Genomic DNA, 25112 nt, shown 5'->3' with positions numbered 1-25112 from the left:
CTGCATTTGCAGGTCGTTTTTGTTTTAAAATAAAGGACTTAAATCTTTCAGCGTACAGTTGTGCGCTATAGTCTCGTTTGTGTCACAAAATAACGCTATAATACTCATAATTGATTTTTGGAGAAGCCCACTTGTTAGCTGTTATACGTATTTTTATTATGCTGTTGTTTATATTATTGAGTTGTTTTTTTGGCTTACTACTGTCATTAGTAAGGCCATTTCATCCTAATAACGTGCATATTATAGCGGGCTGGTTTGGCTCAATGGCTAAAATGATTGGCGTTAAACTGGTTTTAACTCGTCATAAAAGTGCCACCGACATAGGCCCAGCTGTTTATGTTGCTAATCATCAAAATAGTTATGATTTATTTACCATTCCAGCCATGGTGCCAAAAAACTGCGTAAGTTTAGGTAAAAAAAGTTTAAAATGGATTCCATTCTTTGGTCAGCTGTATTGGTTGTCAGGTAATATTTTAATTGATCGATCAAATCGCTCTAAAGCTGCGGGTACAATTTCAAAAGCCGCTGAAAAGATAAAGAAAAATGGCCTATCTGTTTGGGTCTTTGCGGAAGGTACACGTAGTTATGGACGTGGTTTATTACCTTTTAAAACAGGGGCTTTTCATACAGCAATGAGTGCAGATGTGCCTATAGTACCTGTATGTATGAGTACAACGCATAAAACCATTGAGCTAAATCGTTGGGATAATGGTACAATTTATATAGAAATGTTAGCGCCTATATCACTTGATGAAAGTATTGGTGCGCGAGAGCACGCCAAAAATGTACACAGTATTATGGCTGCTAAAATAACTGAATTAGATGCTCAAGTGAGAGAAAAATAATGGAAAACTGGCGTGAAATAAGTGAAGACATCGTATCATCATTACTTGAAGATGGGTCTGATCCTGAAATACTTTATGAAGTAGAGCATCACTTTGTGTGTGAAGATTTCCCTAAATTAGAGCAAGCAGCGCTTGCTGCTTTTAAATTAGGTTACGATGTTGAAGAGCCAGCAGAGCTTGAGCTTGAAGACGGCAGTAAAATTTGGAGCTTTGACATAGTTGTTGAAGCTGAGCTTGATGTTGACGTTATTATGGAAGACGTTGATAAATTAGCGCAATTAGCCGTTGAATGCGAAGTAGAATACGACGGTTGGGGGACTTACTTTCAGGAGTAACTCCACCGTATGAAAAAAGGCGAGCATTGTGAAATGCTCGCCTTTTTTAATTTATCGATATTATAGCCATTTTTTATTTTTGAAATACACACCAATACTCGCTGTTAAGACCACTAAAAACACCACAAATAGCGTAAATGCATAGGGGCTCTCTGTACCCGGTATTCCTCCTACGTTTACACCTAAAAGACCGGTTAAAAAGCCCAAAGGTAAAAATAATGCGGCCACCACCGACATCACATACATTCGTTGGTTTAACTGCTCAGAGACTTGGTTGGTGATTGTTTGCTGAATGATTTGCGCCCGTTCAATGGAGCTGTCTAGTTCCTCAAGGTAGCGAATTAGTAAGTTTGTAGTCTCATTTAGTTTTGCTTTATCGTCATCTAACAGCCACGGGTAGTGATTATTGACCATTGAACTAAGGGCTTCTTTTTGCGGTTTTAAATAACGTTTCAAGGCAATTGCTTGACGACGTAATTGTGATAGGCCTTGGTTATCAAACTTTTTACTTGGCTCATCTATTTCTTCTTCAAACTCGTCGAGTGTTTCATCTAGTGAGTCGATAACGCTTTGCATGCGAGAGGTTAGTTTTTGTGTAATAGAACATACTAGCTCAGAAATATTACATGGGCCTGTATTAGTGTGAAATGTCGTGAGAATGTCTTGTATTGACAATAAGCGGCGTTTACGTGTGGTGATCACAATATCTTGGTTAATAAAAAGACGAATTGACACCATGTCTTCTGGGCTTTGTGCTGGGTTTAAATTAATGCCACGCAAAAATAGCATATGACCGTTAGTTGCAGATGTAATTCGGGGGCGTGTCTCATCTGCGGTTAACGATTCAAGTTCATAATCAGTTAAAAACTCACAGTTTTTAAGCCAGTTAACAACTTCCTTTTGACTGTAATCCATATGTACCCATAACTTTCCTTGTTCTGGCTTCCAGTTATGCAGCTCATCGCTGTTTTCTATAGCGCGAGCGCCACCTTTTTCGTCAAGCACAAGGGCATGGAGTAAGCCATTAATCATATTAATTTCTCATAATAGTGTATTTTTAATACTGTTAACTATAGTGTACCCACTTAAGTAATATAAGTTAGCTATATTTTTAGATAAGTTATCGCTGTTACTTAAAATTTTGCAGTAAATACACATAAAGGTTTTTACTGTTTTTTAATTCTTAGGTGGGGTGTGTATTGTTAAACTAGTTGCTAATAAAGAACAATCAAATTGTTTTATCGACTAGATAAATTTATTTCGTTGGTGTTTTTTGGCCTGTAGCGTATAAGTCACTTTTTTAATAAGGGCACATTTATGACAGCAAAGATAACAGTTGGTTGGCGTGAGTGGCTAAGTTTACCAGAGCTTGGCATCGATCGAATAAAAGCTAAAATTGATACCGGCGCCCGTACTTCATGTATTCATGCAATTAATATTAAAGAATATGAAGTTAACGGAGAAAAATGGGTTAAATTTACAGCCCAACCATTGCAAGAAGATGAGCAAACGCAAGTTACCTGCAATGTAAAAGTTAAAAAAAAGAAATATGTAACTAGCTCAGGTGGACAGCGAGAACTGCGTTATTTTATAGAGACAACATTGCATGCAGGCAACGATAGTTGGCCGATAGAAATTACATTGACGAAGCGTTCAACAATGAAGTTTAGAATGTTATTAGGGCGTACAGCCATGGAAAATCGCATAGTCGTTGACCCAGCTTTATCTCATTTATTATAAAGTATTGAGTTTTTAGATTGGTAATAAAAATCTGAAAAGTTAATGCTATACAACTTAGTTAAGGTTTTAACTATGAAAATTGGTATTTTATCTCGTAACAAAAAATTATATTCAACACGCCGTTTAATTGAAGCGGCAGAAGCACGCGGGCACGAAGTTAAAGTGATCGATGCATTACGTTGTTATATGAACATAAACTCAGAGCAGCCAGAAATTCACTACCGTGGTGAAAATCTAAAAGATTTTGATGCAATAGTTCCACGTATTGGTGCATCTGTGACTTTTTATGGCTGCTCTGTCTTACGTCAGTTTGAAATGATGGGCGTGTACCCTGTAAATGAATCTGTGGCTATTTCCCGTTCACGCGATAAATTACGTTCTCTGCAGCTTTTGTCACGCAAGGGTGTGGGTATGCCAGTGACAGGTTTTGCTAGTAAGCCAGATGATGTAAAAGACTTACTTGAAATGGTGGGGGGCGCACCAGTAGTTATAAAATTACTTGAGGGCACTCAAGGTATCGGCGTTGTTCTTGCGGAAACGCGTAAAGCGGCAGAAAGTGTTATTGAAGCATTCATGGGCTTAAAAGCCAATATTATGGTGCAAGAATACATTAAAGAAGCGGGTGGTGCAGATATTCGCTGTTTCGTTTTAGGTGACAAAGTTATTGCAGCAATGAAACGCCAAGCACAAGAAGGTGAGTTCCGTTCAAACCTTCACCGTGGTGGTAGTGCTACATTAGTTCGCATTACTCCAGAAGAGCGCAAAACAGCAGTTGCTGCAGCTAAGTCAATGGGCTTAAACGTAGCAGGTGTCGATTTACTTCGTTCGTCGCGTGGTCCACTTGTGATGGAAGTAAACTCATCACCAGGTCTTGAAGGTATTGAAATAGCGACAGGTAAAGATATTGCGGGCATGGTGATTGACTTCATCGAAAAAAATGCTTCAAGTAAAGGAACGGCAACACGTGGCAAAGGTTAAAATTAACCGCCCTTTCACTTTATTAGGTGAAAGCATTGGCGTAGGTGAGCGTAAAACACTTGCCTTGGAGGCAGCTAAACTTTACACCCATTCACCTCTTAATATTCCAATCGAGGTGGTTAACGGTGTGATGGAAGGGCCTGTGCTAATGGTCTGTGCTGCTATTCATGGCGATGAATTAAATGGCGTTGAAGTTGTGCGCCAGTTACTTGCTAAAATAGATCCTAGTCAGCTACGTGGCACGTTGATAGCTGTGCCCATTGTTAATGTGTTTGGTTTTATTCACAAGTCGCGTTACTTACCAGACAGACGCGATATGAACCGTAGTTTTCCTGGTTCTGAGCGAGGCTCGCTTGCTGGGCGAATGGCGTATATGTTTTTTAATAAAGTAGCCGTGCATTGCACGCATATTATTGACTTACATACGGGGGCTATTCACCGAACTAACTTACCGCAAATTCGCGCTAATTTAGCAGATCAAGCAACTGCCGATATGGCTAAGGCCTTTGGCACGCCAGCGGTTATTGATGCCTCATTACGAAATGGTTCATTGCGTAGTGAAGCTGCAAACTTAGGTATACCTGTTATAACTTATGAAGCGGGTGAGGCACTGCGCTTTGACCCTATTGCTATTGCAGCCGGTGTGCAGGGTGTTGATTATGTTATGCGTCATTTAAAAATGATCCGTGGCAAGCGTCCTAAAAAATTACCAGATCCTATTATTGCTGGCTCGACTAGTTGGATACGCGCTGAAGTTGATGGCATTGTACGTGCACAAGTGTCGTTAGGTGAACGTGTAGTCAAGGGTCAGGTACTTGCTTATATTAGTAACCCATTAGGTGATTCAGAGCTTGAGCTTTTAGCGCCTAAAGGCGGTATTGTTATTGGTCAGCAAACGATGCCATTGGTAAATGAGGGGGATGCAGTATTTCATCTTGCTTATTTTGCTAGTGATAATAGTTTAGTAGAGCAGCAGTTAGAGAGCTTCATAGACGAAATCAATGATTTAGATGACGAGCTAAAAACAGCTGAGCTAAATAATTAATTTATAAAAAGCCGTTTTAGTGACGACTAAAGCGGCTTTTTTGTATGTGCAGGTTTTAATTTAGGGTTTTTTAGGGCCAATAATACGTTTTATAACAGGTGTTTTTGTTGGTTTGGGTTGTTTATTTAAAACCAGTACGGGACGAGTTACAAAAAGGTTATTAGGATAAATAACACGGTGCCCGTCAATGTGCTCCAGTACAACGTTCATTAAGCCCATTTCTACAATCCGGCCTTCCACATGATTAGCACCATCAATAATTCGCACCCAATAGCCAACGCGACAATCGTTTTGAATAAACATTAACAAAAATGCAGTAAGATTACTTAATAACGACCATGCAGCAAAAAGCGCCACACCTAGCATAGCAAACAATGAAGAGCCAAGAACAAGTAAGCCACGCAACTCAATACCCCAAAACACTAGTACTAAACAGAGCATTACAATGGCAAGTATAATTTTTAACAGGAGTTCTGCACGGTATTTACGATGTATATCGACTTTACCCTTAATTGCCTTTTCGAGTAATTTTTTTGTCAGCTTTAATAACACAGGAAAAAGCAATAAGGCTATTAAGGTTACAATGAGCTTATATTGCGTGCCAAATAACTCTAAAATTTCTAACGGTTCCAAAATACGCTCTCAAATCAATTATAAGCATTAATTAAGTAGATAGTTTAACGTCTTAGTATGCAACGAAATAGTTATTTCGTGTAACTATCAACTTAAATATAGGGTGATTTAATTCGTTAAATTGCTAATACTTATGCCGATTTTTTGGCTATCTAAAACGATTTTTTTACATTGACTAACCATTGTACTGAGTCTGCATCGCCGTCACTGTCAAGGGGAGCTGCTACATCAATGTGGATCATGGTGCCTGCATTGGCTCTGCTTGGCGCAAGGCGTAGACCCACGCCTACATTTTTTAGCACGTGATTATTTTCGCCATTATTTTTACCGTTAAACCATGCTCGCCCTATATCGAGAAATCCAGCACCACCGACTTTAAATAGCTGAAGCAGATCGTATTCCCAGTAATAACGCTTTTCTAAGCTGAATAAAAAGCTACGATCACCGTGTTGATAATCCATTGGATAACCGCGCAGTCCAGTTTCACCGCCTAAAGTAAGTTGCTGATCAGCAGTGAGGTTTTTTGCATACTGCAAGCGTCCTTTTATATACCAAGACTCATCAATACTGGTATTTAAATAATATTGAATTTGGCTGGTGGCTTTAAAGTTTTCGAGTTGTTTATCTTCTTTATTCCAATAACCTTCAATATCGGTATTAAAACGCCATAGCGTATTATCGCCAGTAAAGTGTGCTTTTTTGAAACTAAAAGAATAGACAGCGCGGCTGTCATCATCGCTCAGTGACTCATCTGAATAACCAAGTAAAGCTTTAACATTCCAGCCTAGGTTTAAATCTTCAGTACGATAGATACTGTCGAAGTTGCGCACTTTTATAAAGTTATCTTCAAACCAATGACCGCTGATGTAAGGGTAACTTAAGCTTCTGTTTTTTGCTAACGGCGCAAAGGTTGTGTCTATTGCTTTAAATGTATGCTGCTCATCTACGTAGCCTAAGCTTATGCGCTGGGTCCAATTATTATTTAGTGTTTTAGAATGGCCTATGTATGCGCTATTTAAATCGGTTGTTTGATCAAATTCACTAAACTCTTCCCCTCTTCGATATAGCGACTCTTCGCGCTGCTCAGAGTAACTTAAAATACCATAACTAAAAGGTGTATCTATCGCATAAAACGGGTAGGTTAGTTCGAGCAAATGACGTTTTCCATCACTATTATCGGCATATTCTAATCGGCCACGGTATCGGCTAGAAAAAATGTTAGGATCATCATACACAAATAAATAACCATTGCGGTCACTGTCTGTGGTACGCGAAAACGACAAACGTTTACCCCAACCAAACAGGTTTGATTCTCTAAAACCTATACTCGATTTATTTTCACCACCACTACGGCTAAAATTTACTTCGGGTAATAAAGTCCATAAATCACGGGTCACTACGTTTACATTAATGTCGCCATCGCAGTTTTCAGTTGCGCTGATTTGAGCGTCATACAAATAGCCTTCTTTTCTAAGAAGACGTTCTGATTCAGCCAGTTTTTTAGCATCGTATTTATCGCCTTCAGTAAATAGCAATAAGTTTGTAATTACCTCAGGCTCTGTTTGTATATGAGCGCGGTTTGCAAAGCGAAACAGTGCATTATTTTCAGCTTCTAATTCAGTATTAAATACATTGAGTTGCTTAAGCGAAATGGTTGCAATCTTTGCGCCGGGCTTGGCTGCAATAAGGATTGTATTATCGTTTAGCTGACGACGTAAATTGTTATCATCAGAGTTTTTTAATTTTTCAATTGGGCAGCCGCTATCAGCATTAGTTTGCGCTAATGCGTTGGGAATAAAAAAGCTTAAAATACTTAAGCTAATATAATAATGTGCTATCCGCTTTTTATTAACCATTTAAACTCTTTATTGTTTCGTAGCAAATGACTACCGTGATATCAGCTTACATCATTGTTATAAAAATGTAAGTTAAAAGTATTGAGTAAAGAAATAAAATATAGTCAATTATTAGGGGAGTGTTTATAAGTTAGTTCTAGGTTGAACTTCGTAGCGGCGATGGGATTATTTACTAAAACGTATTTTTAACGGAGTAAGTAGGGTATAAAAAACTTACTCGATTTTATACCAATATACGTTTATGAAATAATGCCGACGCGGTGATTTAGACAACGAGGGCAAACCATAAGCAGCTTCTTAACTTAAATAAAAAGTAAGGGCAGCAAGTAAGTGTTCGGCATCGAAACCTTCGCCATTGATCCACGTGCTCTCGCTGTAATGTTCAAAATTTAAATTAAAAGTTTGCAGCTGATAAGTAAACCTAATTTGGTGACGATCCGCTCCAGCAGAGTATTCATTAATTGTTATTTCATCAGAATGTAAAAACAAAGAACCCCATATTTCAAAGTCCTCATCATGAGGGGCCTCTTGTGGGTGTATGGTAATACACTTATGAATGTGGTTGTATTCTATTTTGGTCATAACACTCTTATTGGGTAGCTAAATAATGTCGAATTGCAGTTAAAAAGGCACCGCCGTATTTATTTAATTTGGTAAATCCAACCCCCGACACCTTCAAAAATTCGCTATCGTTTGTAGGCATAAGCTGCGCCATTTCGGCTAATGTTTTATCGTTAAATACAACATAAGGTGGAACATCATCGGCATCAGCAAGCTCTTTACGCAACGCTCTTAAACGGGCGAACAGTTTTTTATCGTAGTTAAACTGTGCGAGTTTATCTTGGTAAACGTGCTTAGCTTGCAGGCGAGGCTCAGCGAGTTGCAGTGCATATTCGCTTTTTAAAATAGCGCGAGCTGCTTCTGTTAAACGAAGTGATGCACCTTGCGTTATATCTTGGCTAAGCAAGCCTTGATGAATTAGCTGACGTAAAATACTGAGCCAAAACTCACTGCTTTTATCCTTACCTATGCCATAGGTACTTAGCTCGTGATGGTTGTTATCGCGTATACGGCTAGTATTTGCGCCGCGCAGTAGTTCAACAATGTAACCAAGACCAAAGCGTTGATCGGCTCTATATACACAGGATAGGGCTTGTTGGGCTACCAAGGTACCATCAAAGCTTTTTGGCGGATTTAAGCAAATATCGCAGTTACCACAAGGTTCGCGTTGGTATTCACTAAAGTAATTGAGCAAAATCTGGCGACGACATGTTTGTGCTTCAGCAAAACTTGCCATTGCATTGAAGCGCTGCTCTTCTACGCGACGACGTTGTTCGTCGTCTATATCTTCAAAAAAACGCCTAACACGGCCAATGTCGGCCGGATCAAAGTACATAATAGCCTCTGCAGCAAGGCCATCTCGCCCAGCACGTCCAGTCTCTTGATAATACGACTCTATACTTTTTGGAATATCGTAATGCAACACAAAACGTACGTTAGGTTTATTAATACCCATACCAAAGGCAACGGTTGCCACCACAATTTGAATATCGTCACGGGCAAAGCCAGTTTGTACAAATTGGCGTTGCTCGTTACTCATACCAGCGTGATAGGCGGCGGCATTTAGCCCTGCATCGGCCAGCTTTTCAGCAATATCATCTACACGTTTTCGGCTAGTGCAATAAATAATTCCGCTTTGGCTTTTTTGTTCTTTTAAGTAGCGCAGCAGTTGCACCATAGGTTTAAATTTTTCTTCTATGGTGTAACGAATATTAGGGCGATCAAAGCTGCCAGTGTGAATATACGGCTGTTGTAACTTTAATTGTGCAACAATATCGAAACGGGTGGCTTTATCTGCTGTGGCAGTGAGCGCCATCATGGGTACATGTGCAAAACGCTGTTTTAGTTCGTTTAAACGAAAGTAGTGTGGTCTGAAATCGTGGCCCCAATGTGATACACAATGGGCTTCATCTATAGCAAACAAACTTACATTTAAATGTGATAAACGCTCTAAAAAATCGCGCTGCAATACTTTTTCAGGTGCTACGTATAAGAGTTTAATTAACCCCTGATGAAGTTGTTGATACACCAACTGCTGCTCTTCACGTGCTAAGCTGTTATTAACGTACGCAGCTTTTACACCAAGTGCTTGTAGTTGAGTGACCTGATCTTGCATTAGTGATATGAGCGGAGATATAACAATGGTTACGCCTTCAAGCACTAAAGCCGGAATTTGATAACATACCGATTTACCACCGCCAGTAGGCAGTAATACAAGCGAATCTTGCCCATTTAGAGCCGCATCGATAACTGCTTTTTGACCGTCACGAAATTCGCTGTAGCCAAACACTTGTTTGAGGACAGTTTCAGGTTTGCGCACTAGTGTGCTTGAAGATAGTGTTGATGTATTCATTGGCGGGTATTTTAGTGGTTTTTTAGTGAGATGTCTTTAGCTGAATTACTTAACCTTACCCCTATTGTAAGTAAATTTAACTCTGCTAGGGTCTGTTGATCTTTGTGGATTGAAATTTGTTCAGACTAGGGGCTATTTAATCGCGGCGCGAGGTTTGTAACCTAGTGGGCTAAGTAAAAACCGAGCAACAAAGAGTAAATAGCCCCTAGGAAGAACCCTTTGGGCAGCGCCTGTTTGTCATTAATGCTACGTTATCGCCCATTTATGGGGAATAACCACACTACATAGGCTCTGCCTTGCCTAAATACCAAACAGACTGCTGTAAATTTAACCTTGAAAGATCAACAGCCCCTAGGGCGTGTTGATCTTTGTGGATTGAAATTTGTTCAATCTAGGGGCGATTAAATCGCGGCGCGAAGTTTGTAACCTAGCGGGCTAAGTAAAAACCGAGCAACAAAGAGTTAATCGTCCCTAGAAAGAACCCAAAGGGCAGCGCATGTTTGGTATTTATGCTGCGTTATCGCCTATTTATGGGGAATACCACACTACATAGGCTCTGCCTTGCCTAAAAACCAAACATACTGCTGCAAATTCACCCACCAAAGATCAACACGCCCTAGTGTTGAAATAGCTTTTTAATATCAGGCTTATTTAAAATGACTTAACGAGAGCCTCGTAGTTTTGCTTAAGTTATGCTTTACTCATCGTACCAGTTTAAGCATAGAGAATAATAATGAATAAAGAAATGTTAATTGAACAAGTAGGGGCATTGTTTGTAAACGCGATGCCGTTCAATCAATTTTTAAAAATCTCGATTGAATCATTAAGCCCAGAGCAGGCCAAAATTACATTTCCTTGGCAGGATGTATTAATCGGCAACCCAGCCCAAAAAATATTACACGGTGGTGTTATCTCTGCTGTGCTCGATAACGTTGGAGGGATGCTCGCTGCCGCCAGTGTAATTGATAAGCTCACTGATTTTGATATACAAAGCGTGCAACAAAAATTAGCAACGCTTGGCACCATCGATATGCGCACCGATTATTTACGCCCAGGTAAGGGGGAGGTATTTACTGCGAGCGCCACACTTATTCGTTCTGGTAACAAGGTGTGTGTATGTCGTATGGAATTACATAATGAACAAGCGATTCAAATCGCTTTTGGTACAGGCACGTATTTAGTTGGATAAAACAGCAATGGCAAGTAGACTAGCGACCTTTTAAATCACTAAGTGTTTATTATGTCGATTGATACTGAACAGCGTAAAGGTGCTATTTTTGCTTGTCTTGCTTTTTTTATGTGGGGTCTTGCGCCAATATATTTTAAGTTGCTTCAGCATGTTTCTGCGTTTGAAATTTTAATGCATCGAGTTGTTTGGTCGGTTGCATTTTTAGTATTAGTAGTGAGCGTTTTAAGATATTGGGATAAAGTTAAGCGCATTGTTGTGCAACCTAAGCTTTTGTTTATGCTTGTTATTACTTCCGCATTACTTGGGTTTAATTGGGGGCTATTTATATGGGCTATAAATAACAACCACATGCTTGATGCAAGTTTAGGCTATTACATTAATCCTCTTTTAAATGTTCTGTTGGGTATGCTTTTTTTAGGTGAGCGCCTGCGTAAATTTCAAGGTGTTGCTGTAGCGCTTGCGTTTACGGGGGTGTTATTGCAATTAATTAGTTTTGGCTCGTTTCCTGTGGTGGCTTTTTCGTTGGCGATATCGTTTGCACTTTATGGTTTGTTACGTAAAAAACTACCGGTTGAAGCCCTACCTGGCATATTGCTAGAAGCAATTATTTTGCTACCAGTCGCCCTCATTTACTGGTGGTTAATGGCACCTTCTGCTACATCAAACTTATCTGCAAACGATTGGTACACTAGTGTATTACTTATTAGTGCAGGTATAGTAACAACACTGCCGCTACTTTGCTTTACCGGCGCAGCAAAACGCTTGCAATATACTACCTTGGGCTTTTTCCAGTATATTGGGCCAAGCCTCATGTTTATTTTAGCTGTAGTGTTTTATGGTGAAGTATTTGACGCTGAAAGATTAATTACATTTGCATGTATTTGGAGCGCGTTAGCTATTTTTAGTTGGGATTCATATCATCAGTCACGCAAACGAAAAAAAGCGGCTATTACAGCCGCAGAAGTGGTTTAGCTAACCACTCTATTTCGTCCAGACTCTTTGGCGTCGTATAGTTTTAAGTCGGCCTGTTTTAATAATTCATCGATTTGATAAACAGGTCCAATTGAAAAGCCAATAGAGAGCGTAAACTTAATTTTAGCTTTGCTAAACTCTTGGCTGTTTGTTTCGATAAAATACCTAAAGCCTTCTAATCTTTTAAGCGCTTCTTGCTTATCGGTATCGGCAAAATAAACAGCAAACTCTTCGCCACCCAAGCGTGCCACTAAATACTTTTTAAAGTATTTGCTAAAACAAATAGATAAACCTTTTAACACTTCGTCGCCAATATCATGGCCATAGGTATCGTTGATTGCTTTAAAGTGATCAATATCCAGCATCGCTAATGCGCCATTGCCTTCATCAAGTTCAATTTTTTTAAGGGACTTTCTTGCCTCTTCAAAAAAGTAACGACGGTTAGGTAATTTAGTAAGGTAGTCAGTATTAGCTTGCTTTTTTATGGTTGCTATAAGCGTTAACATATCGACGTTTTGGCTAAGCCTGCAATAAAACTCTTCACTATTGAAAGGTTTATGTAAGTAATCATTTGCGCCATTTTTTAAAAACAGCGTCGATAAATCAGATGAATCAGCGCCTGAGATACCAATTATTGCTTTCTCATCATTGTTATATAAACGGCGTATTTCGGTACATAACTCATCACCATTCATATTTGGCATTTCATTATCAGTAATAATAACAGAGATATCAGGGGCTGCCTCAAGCATGGCAAGTGCTTCTTTTCCATCTTCAGCTTGTAATGTTTGGTATTTATGACGTGTCAGTAGGCTACAAATATAATGTCGTGTAGGTGCAGAGTCATCAACAACTAGCACTTTTATATCTTCGTTTCGAGGGAGTCTTAATAATTGTTTTTCGAGATACTGATAAGCTTGTTTATTCTCTTTAATGATGTAATCAATTATTGGGTATTTTTCTACTGTTTCACGGGTTTTTTTGTCGATATTACCCGTCATAACAATTGTAGGAATTTCGGCCTGTACAGTACAGGGTACTGCTTCACCTGACGGGGCGTCGGGTAAAATATAATCGACAACAGCACAAAAGTAGTTATTCTTACTTATAAGTTCTTTTGTCTGTGCCAATGATTCTGCTATATCAACCTCATACCCAGCCTTAAGCGCGATGTGCTTTTGCACTCGCGCGATTGTTGGCGTATCTTCAACTATCAGTAATTTTCGCGTCACGTAACAACCTTGTTTATATTTTGCAAAATTATTTGCTTATATAAGTTGTAACTGCTAAAACGCAAAAAAGCAAATAACTTAGGTACTTACAGGCTATCAGATTCAGAGTAATAGTCTTGGCTAATAGGCACTGGGTTTGATATTTTTGAGCGACCAAATAATGTATGGAATTTAGTTTTACAAGTCGTTAGCTTTAAGTATTTAACCCAAGTGCGCTCGACTGGATTGGTTGGTTCTTGTGAGCCAGTTACCACGGCTAAAAACTGTTTTTGGTGTTCATTTTGCGGTTCAATTGTCTTGCTGTATAAACCTTTTAAAATAACGCCGTGTTGCTCTAAGATACTGGCTTCTAATAAGGTGAAGTTTCCGCTGCGGCTAAAGCCTCGTGGAAAATTCTGATCATCATAAAATTGACGTTGGCTAACAAATGCTTGGCGTAGTAATGAAATGTTATTGCTCATAGCTTTATCCTCATACCCTATTAATTAGCTGGAGTATGATGCAAGTTTGGCAATTTATTAAACAAATTATTTTTATCGTGAGGATAAAAAATTGGATATCGATTTATTAAAAACATTTGTTGAAGTCGTGCGCACACGCCACTTCGGTAAAGCGGCCGAAAACCTTTACATTACGCAGTCTGCAGTAAGTTTTAGAATTCGTCAATTAGAGCAAGGGCTTGGTGTTAATTTATTTATACGCCAGCGTAATAATATTCAACTCACAGCACCGGGTGAGCGTTTATTGCCGCATGCGCAAATGATTATTACGGGTATGCAACGTGCTAAAGTTGATGTTGCACTTGCTGATAACATGCACAAACAAATTAGCTTAGCTGGAACGCCTAATATTTGGGATGCATTCTTACAATTCGGTATTACTAACATTGTATCGGCCATGCCGGGCGTGTCGTTGGTCGCTGAAGTTAAAGCACAACAAGAAAGTACTCGTTTATTGCTAGAGCGTACGCTCGATTTAGCTATTTTATTTGATCCCCCTAAAGTAGATGAGCTTGTTGTTGAGCGTATTTGTGAACTGCCAATCATTCCCGTGAGTGGGTACGATACTGCAACTAACGAGAACTTTTTTGACAACCAATATGTGTATGTTGATTGGGGGACTACTTTCTCACTTTGGCATGCTCGTCAATTCACTGGTAAAACACCGCCTTACTTTAGAACTAGCACAGGGCGTATTGCACTTGATTTAATATTGCAATGTGGCGGTAGTGCATTTATACCTAAAGTATTAGTAGAAGGGCATTTAGAAACTGGTGAGTTATTTCATGTAAAAGATGTAGAAAATACGTCAAGGGATGTATTTATTGCCTATCATAGAGATAACGAACAGAAAGAGTTAATAGAAACCTTAGTTAGCTTGTTAACGCAAATGACGCCAAGCCTGTCGTTAAAATAGGTAAGTAGGTGCGGTCGTTTATTTGATTTTCATGTTGTTTTGGTTTCATATTTAATGCATTTTTATTAATTAAAAAAGACATTAATATTTCCATTGTAATATTAGTGTCATTTAGCGGTGACAAAATGCAGCTGTTTTAAAAAATTAGTCTTTTGTGATTATCCAAGGAAATAACATGAAATTTGTAAAATCGAGCTTATGCTTAGCACTATTAAGTGGTTTATCTTTTAATGCAATCGCGGATGTCGACGTGTACGGTAAAGCGAACGTAACGGTACAGTCATCTGATGATGGTGAAGGGTCTTTTACTGAGATTAAAAGTAATGCATCTCGTTTTGGCTTAAAGGGTTCTGAAAAAATAAATGACGGCTTAGAAGCTGTTTATAAGTTTGAATTTCAAGTAGATGTGTCTGATGCTGATTCAAAAGGCGATAATGACGATAACATTTCTGCGCGTAACCAATACGTTGGCTTAAAAGGTGCGTTCGGTCAAGTTGTAATTGGACGTAATGATACTGCACTTAAACAATCTCAAGGTAAGTTAGATTTATTTAATGACCTTGAAGGCGATATTAAAAATGTATTTAAAGGTGAAAATCGTTTAGGTGATTCAGTTAGCTATTCATCAAACTCATACGAAGGTTTTAAAGTACTTGCTACTTTTATTGCCGAAGATGACGTGGATGCAGATAATGGTTATTCAATGGCTGTTACTTACGGTGATGTTGCACTTAAAAAGAGTGCAGTATATGCATCTATTGCGGCTGATAGTGAAGTAAATGGCTACGATGTAGTACGTGCGTCAATTCAAGGTAAAATTGAAGGCTTTAAATTGGGCGCAATGTACCAAACACAAGAAAAAGTAGACGGTAGCGCAGAAGCTGATGGTTATTTAGTAAATGCGGCTTACAGCATGGGTAGCAATACTTTTAAAGTGCAATATCAAGCTATGGATTTTGACGACAGTAATGATAAGTCAGCAATTTCAGTGGGCATTGATCACAAATTAAATAAAAACATTAAAGTATTTGGTTTTTACTCAAGCTTCGATATGGACAACAATGTTGACCAAGATTACCTAGGCTTGGGTATGGAATACAAGTTTTAACGATTAGTTAAAACACTCCCTTTTTAACCGCACTCTTTTAAGTGCGGTTTTTTTTGCTTTAAATTATTTACTTAGCCGCCCATAATAGACATTCATTTGGAATGAGGTGAGAGACCTCGACTGTTCCCGCAACTGTAATTAGCGCAAAGCTTTAAGTCAGATACAAATGGTATAATACCAATTTTATTAAAAACATGATCTTTCTAGCAAATTAAGTAACTTACTCACTGCGTTAAAAATTATTCATATAGAACAAGTATATGTCATAATTTTTACCTTGTTATTGTGCTATTTCTTTGTCGCTATAATAAATCACTAATTTAGTGCAATTGGTACGAATTCTTTTAACGAGCGGGTTTACTCATTTTTTCTTGTAGTGCATTAGTATTTTTATCGCATTTTTAGTGAGTTTAACCCCGTCTAGGACTGACTATTGCACACTCAAACGCCATTAAATACACCATTACTAAACGTTAAAAACGTATCATGGGATATTGGTAATAAAACGATCCTTAAAAAAATAAACCTTAAAATAACCACAGGTAAATTTGTTGGTTTGATTGGTCCCAATGGCGCAGGAAAATCGAGCTTATTGCGTTGTTTATATCGTTTTAATAAACCAACTGAAGGTGTTATAGAATTTAACAACACCGATATTTGGCAGCTAAAAAGTGATGAGTACGCAAAAAAAGTAGCGGTTGTTTTACAAGAAACCCCGTCGCAATTTAACTTAAGCGTATTTGACGTTATTACGCTTGGGCTAACGCCTCATAAATCGCTATTTAGCTCAATAACTAACATTGATAAACAAAAAATCATCCAAGCTATTAACACCGTAGGGTTGGCAGATCATAGTGATCAAAGCTTTGAATCACTTTCAGGTGGTGAAAAGCAAAGGGCGCTTATTGCCCGCGCCATAGTCCAGCAACCTCAATTGTTAATAATGGACGAGCCTACCAGCCATTTGGATGTTAAATATCAAATACAGGTAATGGAGCTGGCTAAATCGTTGGGTGTTACGGTATTTGCATCGTTTCATGATCTCAATTTAGCTTCTGCAATGTGCGATGAACTAGTGGTTATTAAAAACGGTGAAATTACGCATTCAGGCACGCCTACAGAGGTATTAACCGAAAATATGCTCGGTGAGGTTTTTGGTGTCTGCGCTCAAGTAAATAACCACCCACAGCTATCGCAATCTGGAAGTAGCATCCCTCATATCACTTATTTTTACGGTTATGAATAATATGAGCGCTGTTGATACTCGCCACTCATTTGCGCTATTTATAAGTGCTGCAGCTGCTTTATTTAGCTTATTTGCAGCACTTAGTTTTGGCGCAGCAGAGATCTCATTGCAAGATGTACTTAATAGTTTTTTGCTCTCAAATGATGCCTCTTTTAATACGCGTATTATTTACGAGCTAAGAATGCCACGTACATTACTCGCCTTTTTAGCCGGCTCTGGTTTAGCCATTGCGGGGCTTATTTTACAAACGGTAACGCGCAATCCGTTAGCCGATCCTTACTTATTTGGGATATCGTCGGGTGCCTCTTTTGGGGTGGTGTTACTTATGGCGCTATCCGGCATTAGCGCCGGTTTTATGTTATCGGCAGCGGCATTGTTAGGTAGTTTACTCGCTATGAGTTTATTAATACTTATTGCAGGTAGGCAACAAAGTGCACAGGTAGAATCAATGTTATTAGCAGGCGTTGCTCTGTCGTTTTTATTTAGCGCGTTTACCAGCTTATTGCTTTATTGGAGCGATCCTCAGGCGGTAGCCGCTATTTTATTTTGGACGCTGGGCAGCTTTGCGCGTGCGCAGTGGGCTACGCTTTGGTTGCCTTTATTGGTAATCGCATTATGTACATTTTTAATGCTGAGTTTTAGAAGGCAACTCAATGCCATGCTACTTGGCGATGAAAGTGCAATTACATTAGGCGTAAGAGTGCAGCGCTTTAGAATCCTCATGCTGGTTTTAAGTTCGCTAATTACCGCTGTGCTGGTGGCTATGTGCGGCGGCATAGGATTTGTAGGGTTAATGGTGCCACATATTGTGCGCTTTTTTATATCTCAAGGCTCCATAACTGGATTACTGGTAACCAGCTTGGTGGGTGGTACATTTATGGTGTGGGTTGATGTACTTTCGCGTTCATTACTAAAAAACCAAGAGTTACCCGTCGGTGTTATTACTGCTGCTATTGGTAGCGTGTTCTTTTTAAGTTTGTTATTTTTTAGAAAATCAAAGGTGTAACTCCATGAAAACCTTAATGGTGCAAGGCACTACATCAGACGCAGGTAAAAGTACCTTAGTTGCAGCGCTTTGTAGAGTGTTTGCCAAGCGAGGGATAAATGTTGCGCCCTTTAAACCTCAAAATATGGCACTCAATAGCGCCGTAACTAAAGATGGCGGCGAAATTGGCCGCGCCCAAGCACTACAAGCAATAGCTGCAAAGGTGGAGCCCGAAATCGACTTTAACCCTATATTACTTAAGCCTAATAGCGACACTGGCGCACAAGTGATTATTCACGGAAAAGCGATAAGTAATATGGAAGCGGGTGCTTATCATAATTATAAAAAAGTGGCGATGGATGCGGTAATTACTTCACATAACCGCTTAGCGAAACGTTTTGATTTACTACTCGTTGAAGGAGCAGGTAGCCCTGCTGAAATAAACCTGCGTGAAAATGACATTGCTAATATGGGGTACGCCGAAGAGGTAGATTGCCCTGTAATTATCATTGCCGATATTGATAAAGGGGGTGTGTTTGCCCATTTAGTGGGCACGCTTGCGTTGTTAAGCGAGTCAGAAAAAGCGCGTGTAAAAGGCTTTGTTATAAACCGCTTTAGAGGCGATATCAGTTTACTGCAAGGCGGGCTTGATTGGCTTGAAGACTATACAAATAAACCCGTACTTGGTGTATTACCTTATTTGCACGGCTTAGCACTTGACGCAGAAGACGCTGTCGCAATTGATAATAACGTAACTAACGCCACAATTAATATTGCAGTGTTGCTCGTTCCACACATTAGTAATCACACCGATTTTGATGCACTGCGTTTGCACCCACATATTAATATAAATTATGTATGCCACACGCAAACGATCCCAGACGTTGATCTGATCATTCTACCAGGCAGTAAAAACGTGCTAGGTGATCTAACCTTTTTAAAAAATGAAGGTTGGGACACACAAATTAAGCGTCATTTACGCTATGGTGGCAAAGTACTTGGTATTTGTGGTGGCATGCAAATGCTGGGCAATACGCTCAACGATCCCGATGGTATTGAGTCGTCATTAAAACAAGTAAATGGACTTGCCCTATGCGACTTTGAAACCACGCTGGCAACGCAAAAAGTATTAACTAAAATAACCGCTACACTGCTTTTAAATAACCAATCAACCCCCTGTAGTGGTTACGAAATACATGCAGGAATTAGCCAGGGTACAGCGCTTAATAAGCCATTTTTAAGCTTTGATGAAAGTCACCCCCATAGTTTTGCGTTTGATGGTTTTATTAGCGATGATAACGCCATTGCAGGCACTTATTTACATGGCTTGTTTGATGAAGCCGATGCTACATCGCAAATTTTAAAATGGGTAAAACCAAGCGCCTCAATTAATCCAATTAGTATTGTTGATCACCGTGAGCAGCAGTTAGAACGATTAGCAACCATGTGCGAAACGCATTTAAACATACAGCAAATTATCTCGATTTATGAAGGGCACAATAATGACTGAACAAAACAACGATAAGCACAAGCAGCGCCAACAAAAAGTAAAAGAACAAGTGGATGCACGTGTTGCCGCCGCACAAGATGTAAAAGGTATTTTTCAGGTAATTACCGGTAACGGTAAAGGTAAATCAACCTCGGGCTTTGGCGTTGTAGCACGCTGTGTGGGACATGGTAAAAAAGCGGCCGTTTGCCAATATATAAAAGGTACTTGGGAGTGCGGCGAGCGTAATTTATTACAAGGAGCAGGCGTTGAATTTGTTGTAATGAACACCGGTTTTACCTGGGATACGCAAAATAAAGAAGCCGATACTGCAGCCGCGCAGGCAACATGGCAAGAGTCAAAACGTATGCTTGCTGATAGCAGTATTGATTTAGTATTACTTGATGAGCTTACGTATATGGTGACCTATGGCTATGTAGATTTAGATGAAGTAGTAATGGCGCTGAATAACCGCCCGCCAATGCAGTCGGTTATTATTACAGGGCGTGCAGCGCATCGTACTTTAACAGACCTTGCCGATACAGTAAGCGAAGTGCGTAATGTAAAACACGCATTCGACTCAGGTATAAAAGCGCTTGAAGGGTTTGATTACTAATGTTTAGAGCGTTTTTTATTGGGCTACTGTTTTTTAGCGTATCGAGTAATACATTTGCAGAGCAGGTAGAGGATTCTAAAAAGCTGCGAATAATTGCCCTTGCACCGCACATAGTCGAAAACCTATTTGCCATCGGGGCGGGCGATAATATCGTGGGTACAGTTGATTATGCTGATTACCCTGCTGAGGCCCAAAGTATTGAGCGCATTGGGGGTTATTACGGTATCTCCCTTGAAAAAGTATTGGCGCTTAAACCCGACTTAGTTATTGCGTGGAAAAGTGGAAATCAAAGCGAAGATTTAGCCCAAATAGAGCGCCTAGGTATAAAAGTATATTTGAGTAACCCAACCACAATCGACGCTGTTGCCGACGAGTTACTTACTTTTGGTGAATTTACAGGAAATATTGAGCAAAGCCAACAAGCCGCTAACGCATTTAAACAAAAGCTAAACGCGATTGTTAAAAGCCAGCTAGGTAAAAAAAATATAACTGGGTTTTATCAGTTATGGCCAGAACCTATGATGTCAGTAGGCAAAAATACATGGATCAGCCAGCTAATAGAAACATGCCATGTAAGTAATGTATTTGCACAGAGCGTTACAGATTATCCGCAAATTAGTATCGAAAATGTCATTGTTACCAAGCCACAAGTTATCATTATCCCTGATGAAAAATCAAAAACGCCACAACCAGTTGTTAATTGGCAAAAATGGCCAGAAGTACCAGCCGTTAAAAATGGTCAATTTATTAGCGTAAATGCCGACTTATTACATCGTTTTTCGCCGCGTATGCTAGATGGGCTGGCTGATATGTGTGATAAAATAGACGCATCACGTAAACAGATTAAGAGTATACAATGAGCGATTGGGCTAAATTTTTAGAAAGTGAATTGCAGCAACCTTACATGCAACAAACGTTAGAGTATGTGGCTAATCGCCGCAATGAAGGTGTTGCTGTTTATCCGCCTGAACCTCAAGTGTTTAGTGCTTTTGATGCCACAGCGCTTAATAACATCCGCGTTGTCATTTTAGGGCAAGACCCATACCACGGTGAAGGGCAAGCGCATGGTTTGTGTTTTTCGGTATTGCCTGATGTAAAAAAACTGCCGCCGTCGCTTAAAAATATGTATAAAGAGTTAGCTACCGACATTACTGGTTTTACTATTCCAGATCACGGGTTCCTGCAAAGTTGGGCAGATCAGGGCGTATTTTTACTCAATACCGTATTGACCGTTGAGCAAGGGCAAGCGCATTCTCACAAGCATTTAGGATGGGAGCAATTTACCGATAATGTAATTGCACATATTAATAAGTACTGCGAAGGTGTGGTATTTATTTTATGGGGTGCACATGCACAAAAAAAAGGTAAGGGTATAGACAGCGCTCGCCATCATGTTTTAAAAGGGCCGCATCCATCGCCGCTTTCGGCGCATAGAGGCTTTTTTGGCTGTAAGCATTTCTCACAAACGAATGAGTTACTACAAGTTCAAAGTGAAAAGCCAATTAACTGGCAAATCTAATTTCTTTCAAAGAGCTCAAATGGTTTAAAAACATTAAAAAAGGCTTCCATATGCTGGAAGCCTTTTTGTTTAGTTGGTGTGTATTGAATTAAAAATCGAGCTCATCAATTGCAATACTGTCTGTAAAATAGTCTAGTTCTTGTAGTTCTTTACGAAGGCGTTGCTTATCTTTTATTGCTTCTATTTCACGCCATTTTCTTTTTTTATTTTTCTGAGAGGTTTTCCGTGTTGTATCAGGACCTTCTAGTATCTCTAATATATCGTTTAGGCTATCCATGAACTTCTCCTATTGATTTTGTGACCTCAAGAATACCTATACCACAGGCCTAGCTAAAATAGAATAAAAAAGTGACAATAATGTTACATAAGTGTGATGTATTGATGAAGGTTTTACTAGATAGAAGTTATTTCAGGCACAAAAAAAACGCCGCAAATGCGACGTTTTTTAAAGTACGTTTGTATCGCAAGTTACATTGCTTTAAAACGTGCTTCTAGTTGTTCTTGTGCATCAGCAAAAGAGCGAATACCTTCAGCTAGCTTTTCAGTTGCCATAGCATCTTGGTTATGTAACCAACGGAACTGCGCTTCTGTAAGCGGCTCTGGTTTTGGCTCTTGTGGAACATCGCTTTCTAGCAAGTATTCCTGTGCGCCTTCAAGGTTGCCTAAATCTTCTAAAAGATTAGGGCTAATAGTTAGCTTGTCACAACCAGTAAGAGCAATAATCTCGCCCGAGTTACGGAAACTAGCACCCATCACAACTGTTTTGTAGTCATGGCGTTTGTAAAATTCAAAAATGCTACGCACAGACTGAACGCCTGGATCTTGTAGCGGATCGGTCGGTTTTTCCATACCGTTAGCAACATGCCAATCTAAAATACGGCCAACAAATGGCGAAATTAGAAATACGTTTGCATCGGCACATGCGCGAGCTTGGGCATCGCTAAATAATAAAGTAAGGTTACATTTAGTGCCTTCTTTTTCTAGCTGCTCAGCGGCTTTAATACCTTCCCACGTAGACGCAACTTTAATTAAAATCTTGTCTTTGCTTACGCCTTCTTTTTCGTAAAGACTCAGTAGGGTATGTGCTTTATCAATCGTAGCTTGGGTATTAAACGAAAGGCGCGCATCTACTTCAGTAGAAATATAACCAGGTACAATGGCGCTAATTTCTTTACCAAGCAATACGGCAAAGTAATCACATGCTAGTTCAAGTTGTTTAGCAGGTTCTTGCTCGGTTTCTTTTGCATAGCTCCAAGCTTTATCTAGGTAAGACTTATATGCTTCAATCTCGCTCGCTTTTAATAAAAGCGACGGGTTTGTGGTTGCATCTTCTGGTTGATGCTTTTTGATCGCTTCAATATCGCCAGTGTCGGCTACGATAGATGAATGTTGTTTTAGCCTTTGTAGAGCTGAAGTCATTTGCTTTCCTCATTCCAAGCAAGTTAAAAGAAAAATCTACACCTTAATATATCTAATCCATACTGCAACAGTGTGACAATGCTTGATAGGTCTTATGTCCTTATCAATAGAAAAACGGCAATGCATGGGTTATTAAGGGAGGATTTATTTAAACAAAACGTGCTTTTCGTTTCATTTAATGTTGAAATTGACATTAAATAAATTACAAGTCAATAGCTAACTATGATCACTGTTATTTCACCTGCAAAAAATCTTGATTACGAAACGCCACCCGCAACAGACAAGTTCACTCAACCTGAATTACTAGAGCACAGCGAAGCGCTCATGAAAGTATGCCGTGAACTAACACCAGCGCAAATTGGCAGTTTAATGAAAATTAGCGATAAGCTCTCTGGGCTTAACGCAGCACGCTTTAGCGAGTGGGCGCAGCCGTTTACACAAAGTAATGCTAAGCAAGCCGTGCTTGCCTTTAATGGCGATGTATACGGCGGTTTGGATGCAAGCACGCTTAAAGCTAGCGAGCTTGATTACGCACAAAGCCACTTACGTATATTGTCGGGTTTATACGGTTTATTAAAACCACTGGATTTAATGCAAGCTTACCGATTAGAAATGGGCACTAAGCTTGAAAATTCACGCGGTAAAAACCTATACGAATTTTGGGGGGGCGTAATAGCTAATAAGTTAAACGACGTATTAAAGGCGCAAGACGCACAATACTTAGTTAACCTTGCTTCAAACGAATATTTTAAAGCGGTTGATAAAAAAGCGCTTAATGCACAAATTATCACTCCGCACTTTAAAGACTGTAAAAATGGCCAATATAAAGTAATTAGTTTTTACGCTAAAAAAGCACGTGGCATGATGGCGCGCTACATTATCGAAAATAAAGTAACGCAGTTAAGCCAACTTAAAGAGTTTACGGTAGCAGGTTATTACTTTAGCCCTGAGGCAACAGTTAAAGAGCTAGAGCCGGTATTTATGCGCGACGAACAAAATTAAAAGCTTCTTGAATTAAATCGCTTTAGCCATGCCATGCATGGCTTTTTTATGCTGGCGCTAAACTTGCTTACCTAAATGGTATTAATGAGAACACTAATTAAATAGGTGCAAATAAAATGATCAGTATACCGTCAATTGGCGATGCCGAAAAACTAATAGAGGAAAAGCTCGGAGGGTGGTTTGACGTGGTTATCAGTCATATCCCTAATTTTATAGTCGCTGTAGTTATAACCATCGTATTTTCAATGTTGGCGCGTTTTGCTGGCCGTTTAATGAAAAACTTGTTGCGCCGATCTCTTGACTCAAAACAAATTGCCGATTTGATGGCGTCAATATTCAAAGTTATTGTACTGTGTGTTGGTTTATTTATCGCGCTCGATTTTATGGGTTTAAAAGGCACGGTAACCTCGTTATTAGCGGGGGCGGGTATTGTTGGTTTAGCCATTGGTTTTGCATTTCAAGATATGACCGAAAACTTAATCGCCGGTATAGCAATGGGTGTGCGCAAGCCATTCAAAACGGGTGATGTGATCGAAACAGACGATGTGTTTGGTTCAGTGCATTCAATAAACCTGCGTAACACGCTCATAGAGAGCTTTCACGGACAGCTCATACTTGTGCCTAATAAAGTGCTATTTAGAAATGTGCTAAAAAATTACAGTACCCTAGGAGTAAGACGTATAGAAGTGCCCGTGGGTATTTCATATGGTGACGATATAGAAAAAGCATCCCAAGTTATTACCGATAAAATTAATGAATTTGATTTTGTTATTCGCAAAGACGAAACCGCCGTATATGCTGAGGGTTTTGGCGATAGCAGCATTAATTTATTGGTATGGTTTTGGATTAAATATCCTGGCGAGCCTGATTTTATGACGGTACGCCACAAAGGCATAGTTGCTGTTAAGCAAGCACTAGATGAAGCCGACATAAGTATCCCATTTCCAATTCGCACACTCGACTTTGGTATTAAAGGCGGCGAAAAGCTCGATGCCATGATCAGCGACAAAATTAATCAGCAATCATCAAATAAAGATAGTGTTGACGGTGCTGACTCTAGCCAAAGTGAATAAGTTA

Annotated in this window: 26 protein-coding genes and 1 riboswitch; of the genes, 17 read left to right on the top strand and 9 right to left on the bottom strand. The window is 39.5% G+C overall.

Going from position 1 to position 25112, the window contains the following annotated elements; translation table 11 throughout:
• Positions 1–131 precede the first annotated feature (131 nt).
• Positions 132–845: a 1-acylglycerol-3-phosphate O-acyltransferase gene (locus PALI_RS02785; RefSeq protein ID WP_138583921.1), complete on the top strand. Its 714-nt coding sequence runs from the start codon at positions 132–134 to the stop codon at positions 843–845.
• Entirely contained in the window at positions 845–1180 is a 336-nt protein-coding gene (gene rraB, locus PALI_RS02780) for a ribonuclease E inhibitor RraB (RefSeq protein WP_007376503.1), read from the top strand. The genes PALI_RS02785 and rraB overlap by 1 nt, the downstream gene beginning before the upstream one ends.
• 60 nt (positions 1181–1240) lie before the next feature.
• On the opposite strand, the gene PALI_RS02775 is transcribed toward rraB, so the two are convergent.
• A complete protein-coding gene (locus PALI_RS02775; protein ID WP_193154859.1) occupies positions 1241–2212 on the bottom strand; it encodes a zinc transporter ZntB in 972 nt (323 codons plus the stop codon).
• A 285-nt stretch (positions 2213–2497) separates the two neighbouring features.
• Between PALI_RS02775 and PALI_RS02770 the strand changes: the two genes are divergently transcribed.
• The 3 genes from PALI_RS02770 to PALI_RS02760 all read left to right on the top strand — a co-directional run bounded on the left by PALI_RS02770 (position 2498) and on the right by PALI_RS02760 (position 4943).
• Positions 2498–2920 (top strand): ATP-dependent zinc protease family protein, encoded by a 423-nt coding sequence (locus PALI_RS02770; RefSeq protein WP_193154858.1) that lies wholly within the window; start codon positions 2498–2500, stop codon positions 2918–2920.
• Between the two features lie 72 nt (positions 2921–2992).
• Positions 2993–3898, top strand: a complete 906-nt coding sequence (gene rimK / locus PALI_RS02765; protein ID WP_077536973.1) for a 30S ribosomal protein S6--L-glutamate ligase — start codon at positions 2993–2995, stop codon at positions 3896–3898.
• On the top strand, positions 3885–4943 hold the full coding sequence (locus tag PALI_RS02760) for a succinylglutamate desuccinylase/aspartoacylase family protein (protein WP_193154857.1): 1059 nt from the start codon (positions 3885–3887) through the stop codon (positions 4941–4943). The genes rimK and PALI_RS02760 overlap by 14 nt, the downstream gene beginning before the upstream one ends.
• A gap of 60 nt (positions 4944–5003) precedes the next feature.
• Here PALI_RS02760 and PALI_RS02755 read toward each other — a convergent pair whose 3' ends face one another.
• The 4 genes from PALI_RS02755 to recQ all read right to left on the bottom strand — a co-directional run bounded on the left by PALI_RS02755 (position 5004) and on the right by recQ (position 9845).
• Complete coding sequence (locus PALI_RS02755; protein WP_077536975.1) at positions 5004–5576, bottom strand: mechanosensitive ion channel domain-containing protein; 573 nt, start codon at positions 5574–5576, stop codon at positions 5004–5006.
• 152 nt (positions 5577–5728) lie between these two features.
• Complete coding sequence (locus PALI_RS02750) at positions 5729–7432, bottom strand: POTRA domain-containing protein (RefSeq protein ID WP_077536976.1); 1704 nt, start codon at positions 7430–7432, stop codon at positions 5729–5731.
• A gap of 297 nt (positions 7433–7729) precedes the next feature.
• A complete protein-coding gene (locus tag PALI_RS02745) occupies positions 7730–8014 on the bottom strand; it encodes a DUF3630 family protein (protein WP_077536977.1) in 285 nt (94 codons plus the stop codon).
• Positions 8015–8021: 7 nt separating this feature from the next.
• A complete protein-coding gene (recQ, locus tag PALI_RS02740) occupies positions 8022–9845 on the bottom strand; it encodes a DNA helicase RecQ (RefSeq protein ID WP_193154856.1) in 1824 nt (607 codons plus the stop codon).
• Between the two features lie 733 nt (positions 9846–10578).
• Between recQ and PALI_RS02735 the strand changes: the two genes are divergently transcribed.
• Positions 10579–11034: a thioesterase family protein gene (locus PALI_RS02735; protein WP_193154855.1), complete on the top strand. Its 456-nt coding sequence runs from the start codon at positions 10579–10581 to the stop codon at positions 11032–11034.
• Between the two features lie 51 nt (positions 11035–11085).
• Complete coding sequence (gene rarD, locus PALI_RS02730; protein WP_193154853.1) at positions 11086–12006, top strand: EamA family transporter RarD; 921 nt, start codon at positions 11086–11088, stop codon at positions 12004–12006.
• On the opposite strand, the gene PALI_RS02725 is transcribed toward rarD, so the two are convergent.
• Together PALI_RS02725 and PALI_RS02720 are read right to left on the bottom strand one after the other, a co-directional pair.
• The gene (locus PALI_RS02725) at positions 12003–13238 is read right to left on the bottom strand and encodes a response regulator (RefSeq protein ID WP_193154851.1); all 1236 of its coding nucleotides are present in this window, start codon (positions 13236–13238) and stop codon (positions 12003–12005) included. The genes rarD and PALI_RS02725 overlap by 4 nt on opposite strands.
• Before the next feature lie 86 nt (positions 13239–13324).
• Entirely contained in the window at positions 13325–13699 is a 375-nt protein-coding gene (locus PALI_RS02720) for a DUF413 domain-containing protein (protein WP_193154849.1), read from the bottom strand.
• Between the two features lie 91 nt (positions 13700–13790).
• Here PALI_RS02720 and PALI_RS02715 point away from each other — a divergent pair, with 91 nt between their 5' ends.
• From PALI_RS02715 to ung, 8 genes are all read left to right on the top strand, one after another.
• Positions 13791–14654, top strand: coding sequence for a LysR family transcriptional regulator (locus tag PALI_RS02715; protein WP_193154847.1), 864 nt, complete (start codon positions 13791–13793; stop codon positions 14652–14654).
• A gap of 175 nt (positions 14655–14829) precedes the next feature.
• On the top strand, positions 14830–15762 hold the full coding sequence (locus PALI_RS02710) for a porin (RefSeq protein ID WP_193154845.1): 933 nt from the start codon (positions 14830–14832) through the stop codon (positions 15760–15762).
• 46 nt (positions 15763–15808) lie between these two features.
• A riboswitch (cobalamin riboswitch) is annotated at positions 15809–15948 on the top strand.
• A gap of 247 nt (positions 15949–16195) precedes the next feature.
• On the top strand, positions 16196–17008 hold the full coding sequence (locus tag PALI_RS02705; RefSeq protein WP_193154843.1) for an ABC transporter ATP-binding protein: 813 nt from the start codon (positions 16196–16198) through the stop codon (positions 17006–17008).
• 1 nt (position 17009) lies between these two features.
• The gene (locus tag PALI_RS02700) at positions 17010–18014 is read left to right on the top strand and encodes a FecCD family ABC transporter permease (protein ID WP_193154841.1); all 1005 of its coding nucleotides are present in this window, start codon (positions 17010–17012) and stop codon (positions 18012–18014) included.
• 4 nt (positions 18015–18018) lie between these two features.
• Positions 18019–19503: a cobyric acid synthase gene (locus PALI_RS02695; protein WP_193154839.1), complete on the top strand. Its 1485-nt coding sequence runs from the start codon at positions 18019–18021 to the stop codon at positions 19501–19503.
• Positions 19496–20095: a cob(I)yrinic acid a,c-diamide adenosyltransferase gene (cobO, locus tag PALI_RS02690; RefSeq protein ID WP_193154837.1), complete on the top strand. Its 600-nt coding sequence runs from the start codon at positions 19496–19498 to the stop codon at positions 20093–20095. The genes PALI_RS02695 and cobO overlap by 8 nt, the downstream gene beginning before the upstream one ends.
• Positions 20095–20955 (top strand): cobalamin-binding protein, encoded by an 861-nt coding sequence (locus tag PALI_RS02685; RefSeq protein ID WP_193154835.1) that lies wholly within the window; start codon positions 20095–20097, stop codon positions 20953–20955. The genes cobO and PALI_RS02685 overlap by 1 nt, the downstream gene beginning before the upstream one ends.
• Entirely contained in the window at positions 20952–21614 is a 663-nt protein-coding gene (gene ung / locus PALI_RS02680) for a uracil-DNA glycosylase (RefSeq protein WP_193154833.1), read from the top strand. The genes PALI_RS02685 and ung overlap by 4 nt, the downstream gene beginning before the upstream one ends.
• A gap of 88 nt (positions 21615–21702) precedes the next feature.
• On the opposite strand, the gene PALI_RS02675 is transcribed toward ung, so the two are convergent.
• Complete coding sequence (locus tag PALI_RS02675; protein WP_002961395.1) at positions 21703–21891, bottom strand: DUF3545 family protein; 189 nt, start codon at positions 21889–21891, stop codon at positions 21703–21705.
• 191 nt (positions 21892–22082) lie between these two features.
• Positions 22083–23033, bottom strand: a complete 951-nt coding sequence (tal, locus tag PALI_RS02670; RefSeq protein WP_193154830.1) for a transaldolase — start codon at positions 23031–23033, stop codon at positions 22083–22085.
• 222 nt (positions 23034–23255) lie between these two features.
• On the opposite strand from tal, the gene yaaA reads away from it, so the two are divergent.
• Together yaaA and PALI_RS02660 are read left to right on the top strand one after the other, a co-directional pair.
• Complete coding sequence (gene yaaA, locus PALI_RS02665) at positions 23256–24035, top strand: peroxide stress protein YaaA (RefSeq protein ID WP_193154828.1); 780 nt, start codon at positions 23256–23258, stop codon at positions 24033–24035.
• A gap of 116 nt (positions 24036–24151) precedes the next feature.
• Entirely contained in the window at positions 24152–25108 is a 957-nt protein-coding gene (locus PALI_RS02660; RefSeq protein WP_193154826.1) for a mechanosensitive ion channel family protein, read from the top strand.
• The last annotated feature ends 4 nt before the right edge of the window (positions 25109–25112 follow it).

The organism is Pseudoalteromonas aliena SW19 (assembly GCF_014905615.1).
In the GTDB taxonomy this organism is placed as follows: Bacteria; Pseudomonadota; Gammaproteobacteria; order Enterobacterales; family Alteromonadaceae; genus Pseudoalteromonas; species Pseudoalteromonas aliena.
Note: the sequence above shows the minus strand (reverse complement) of the source record. Positions and strands in the feature narration are given on the sequence as shown.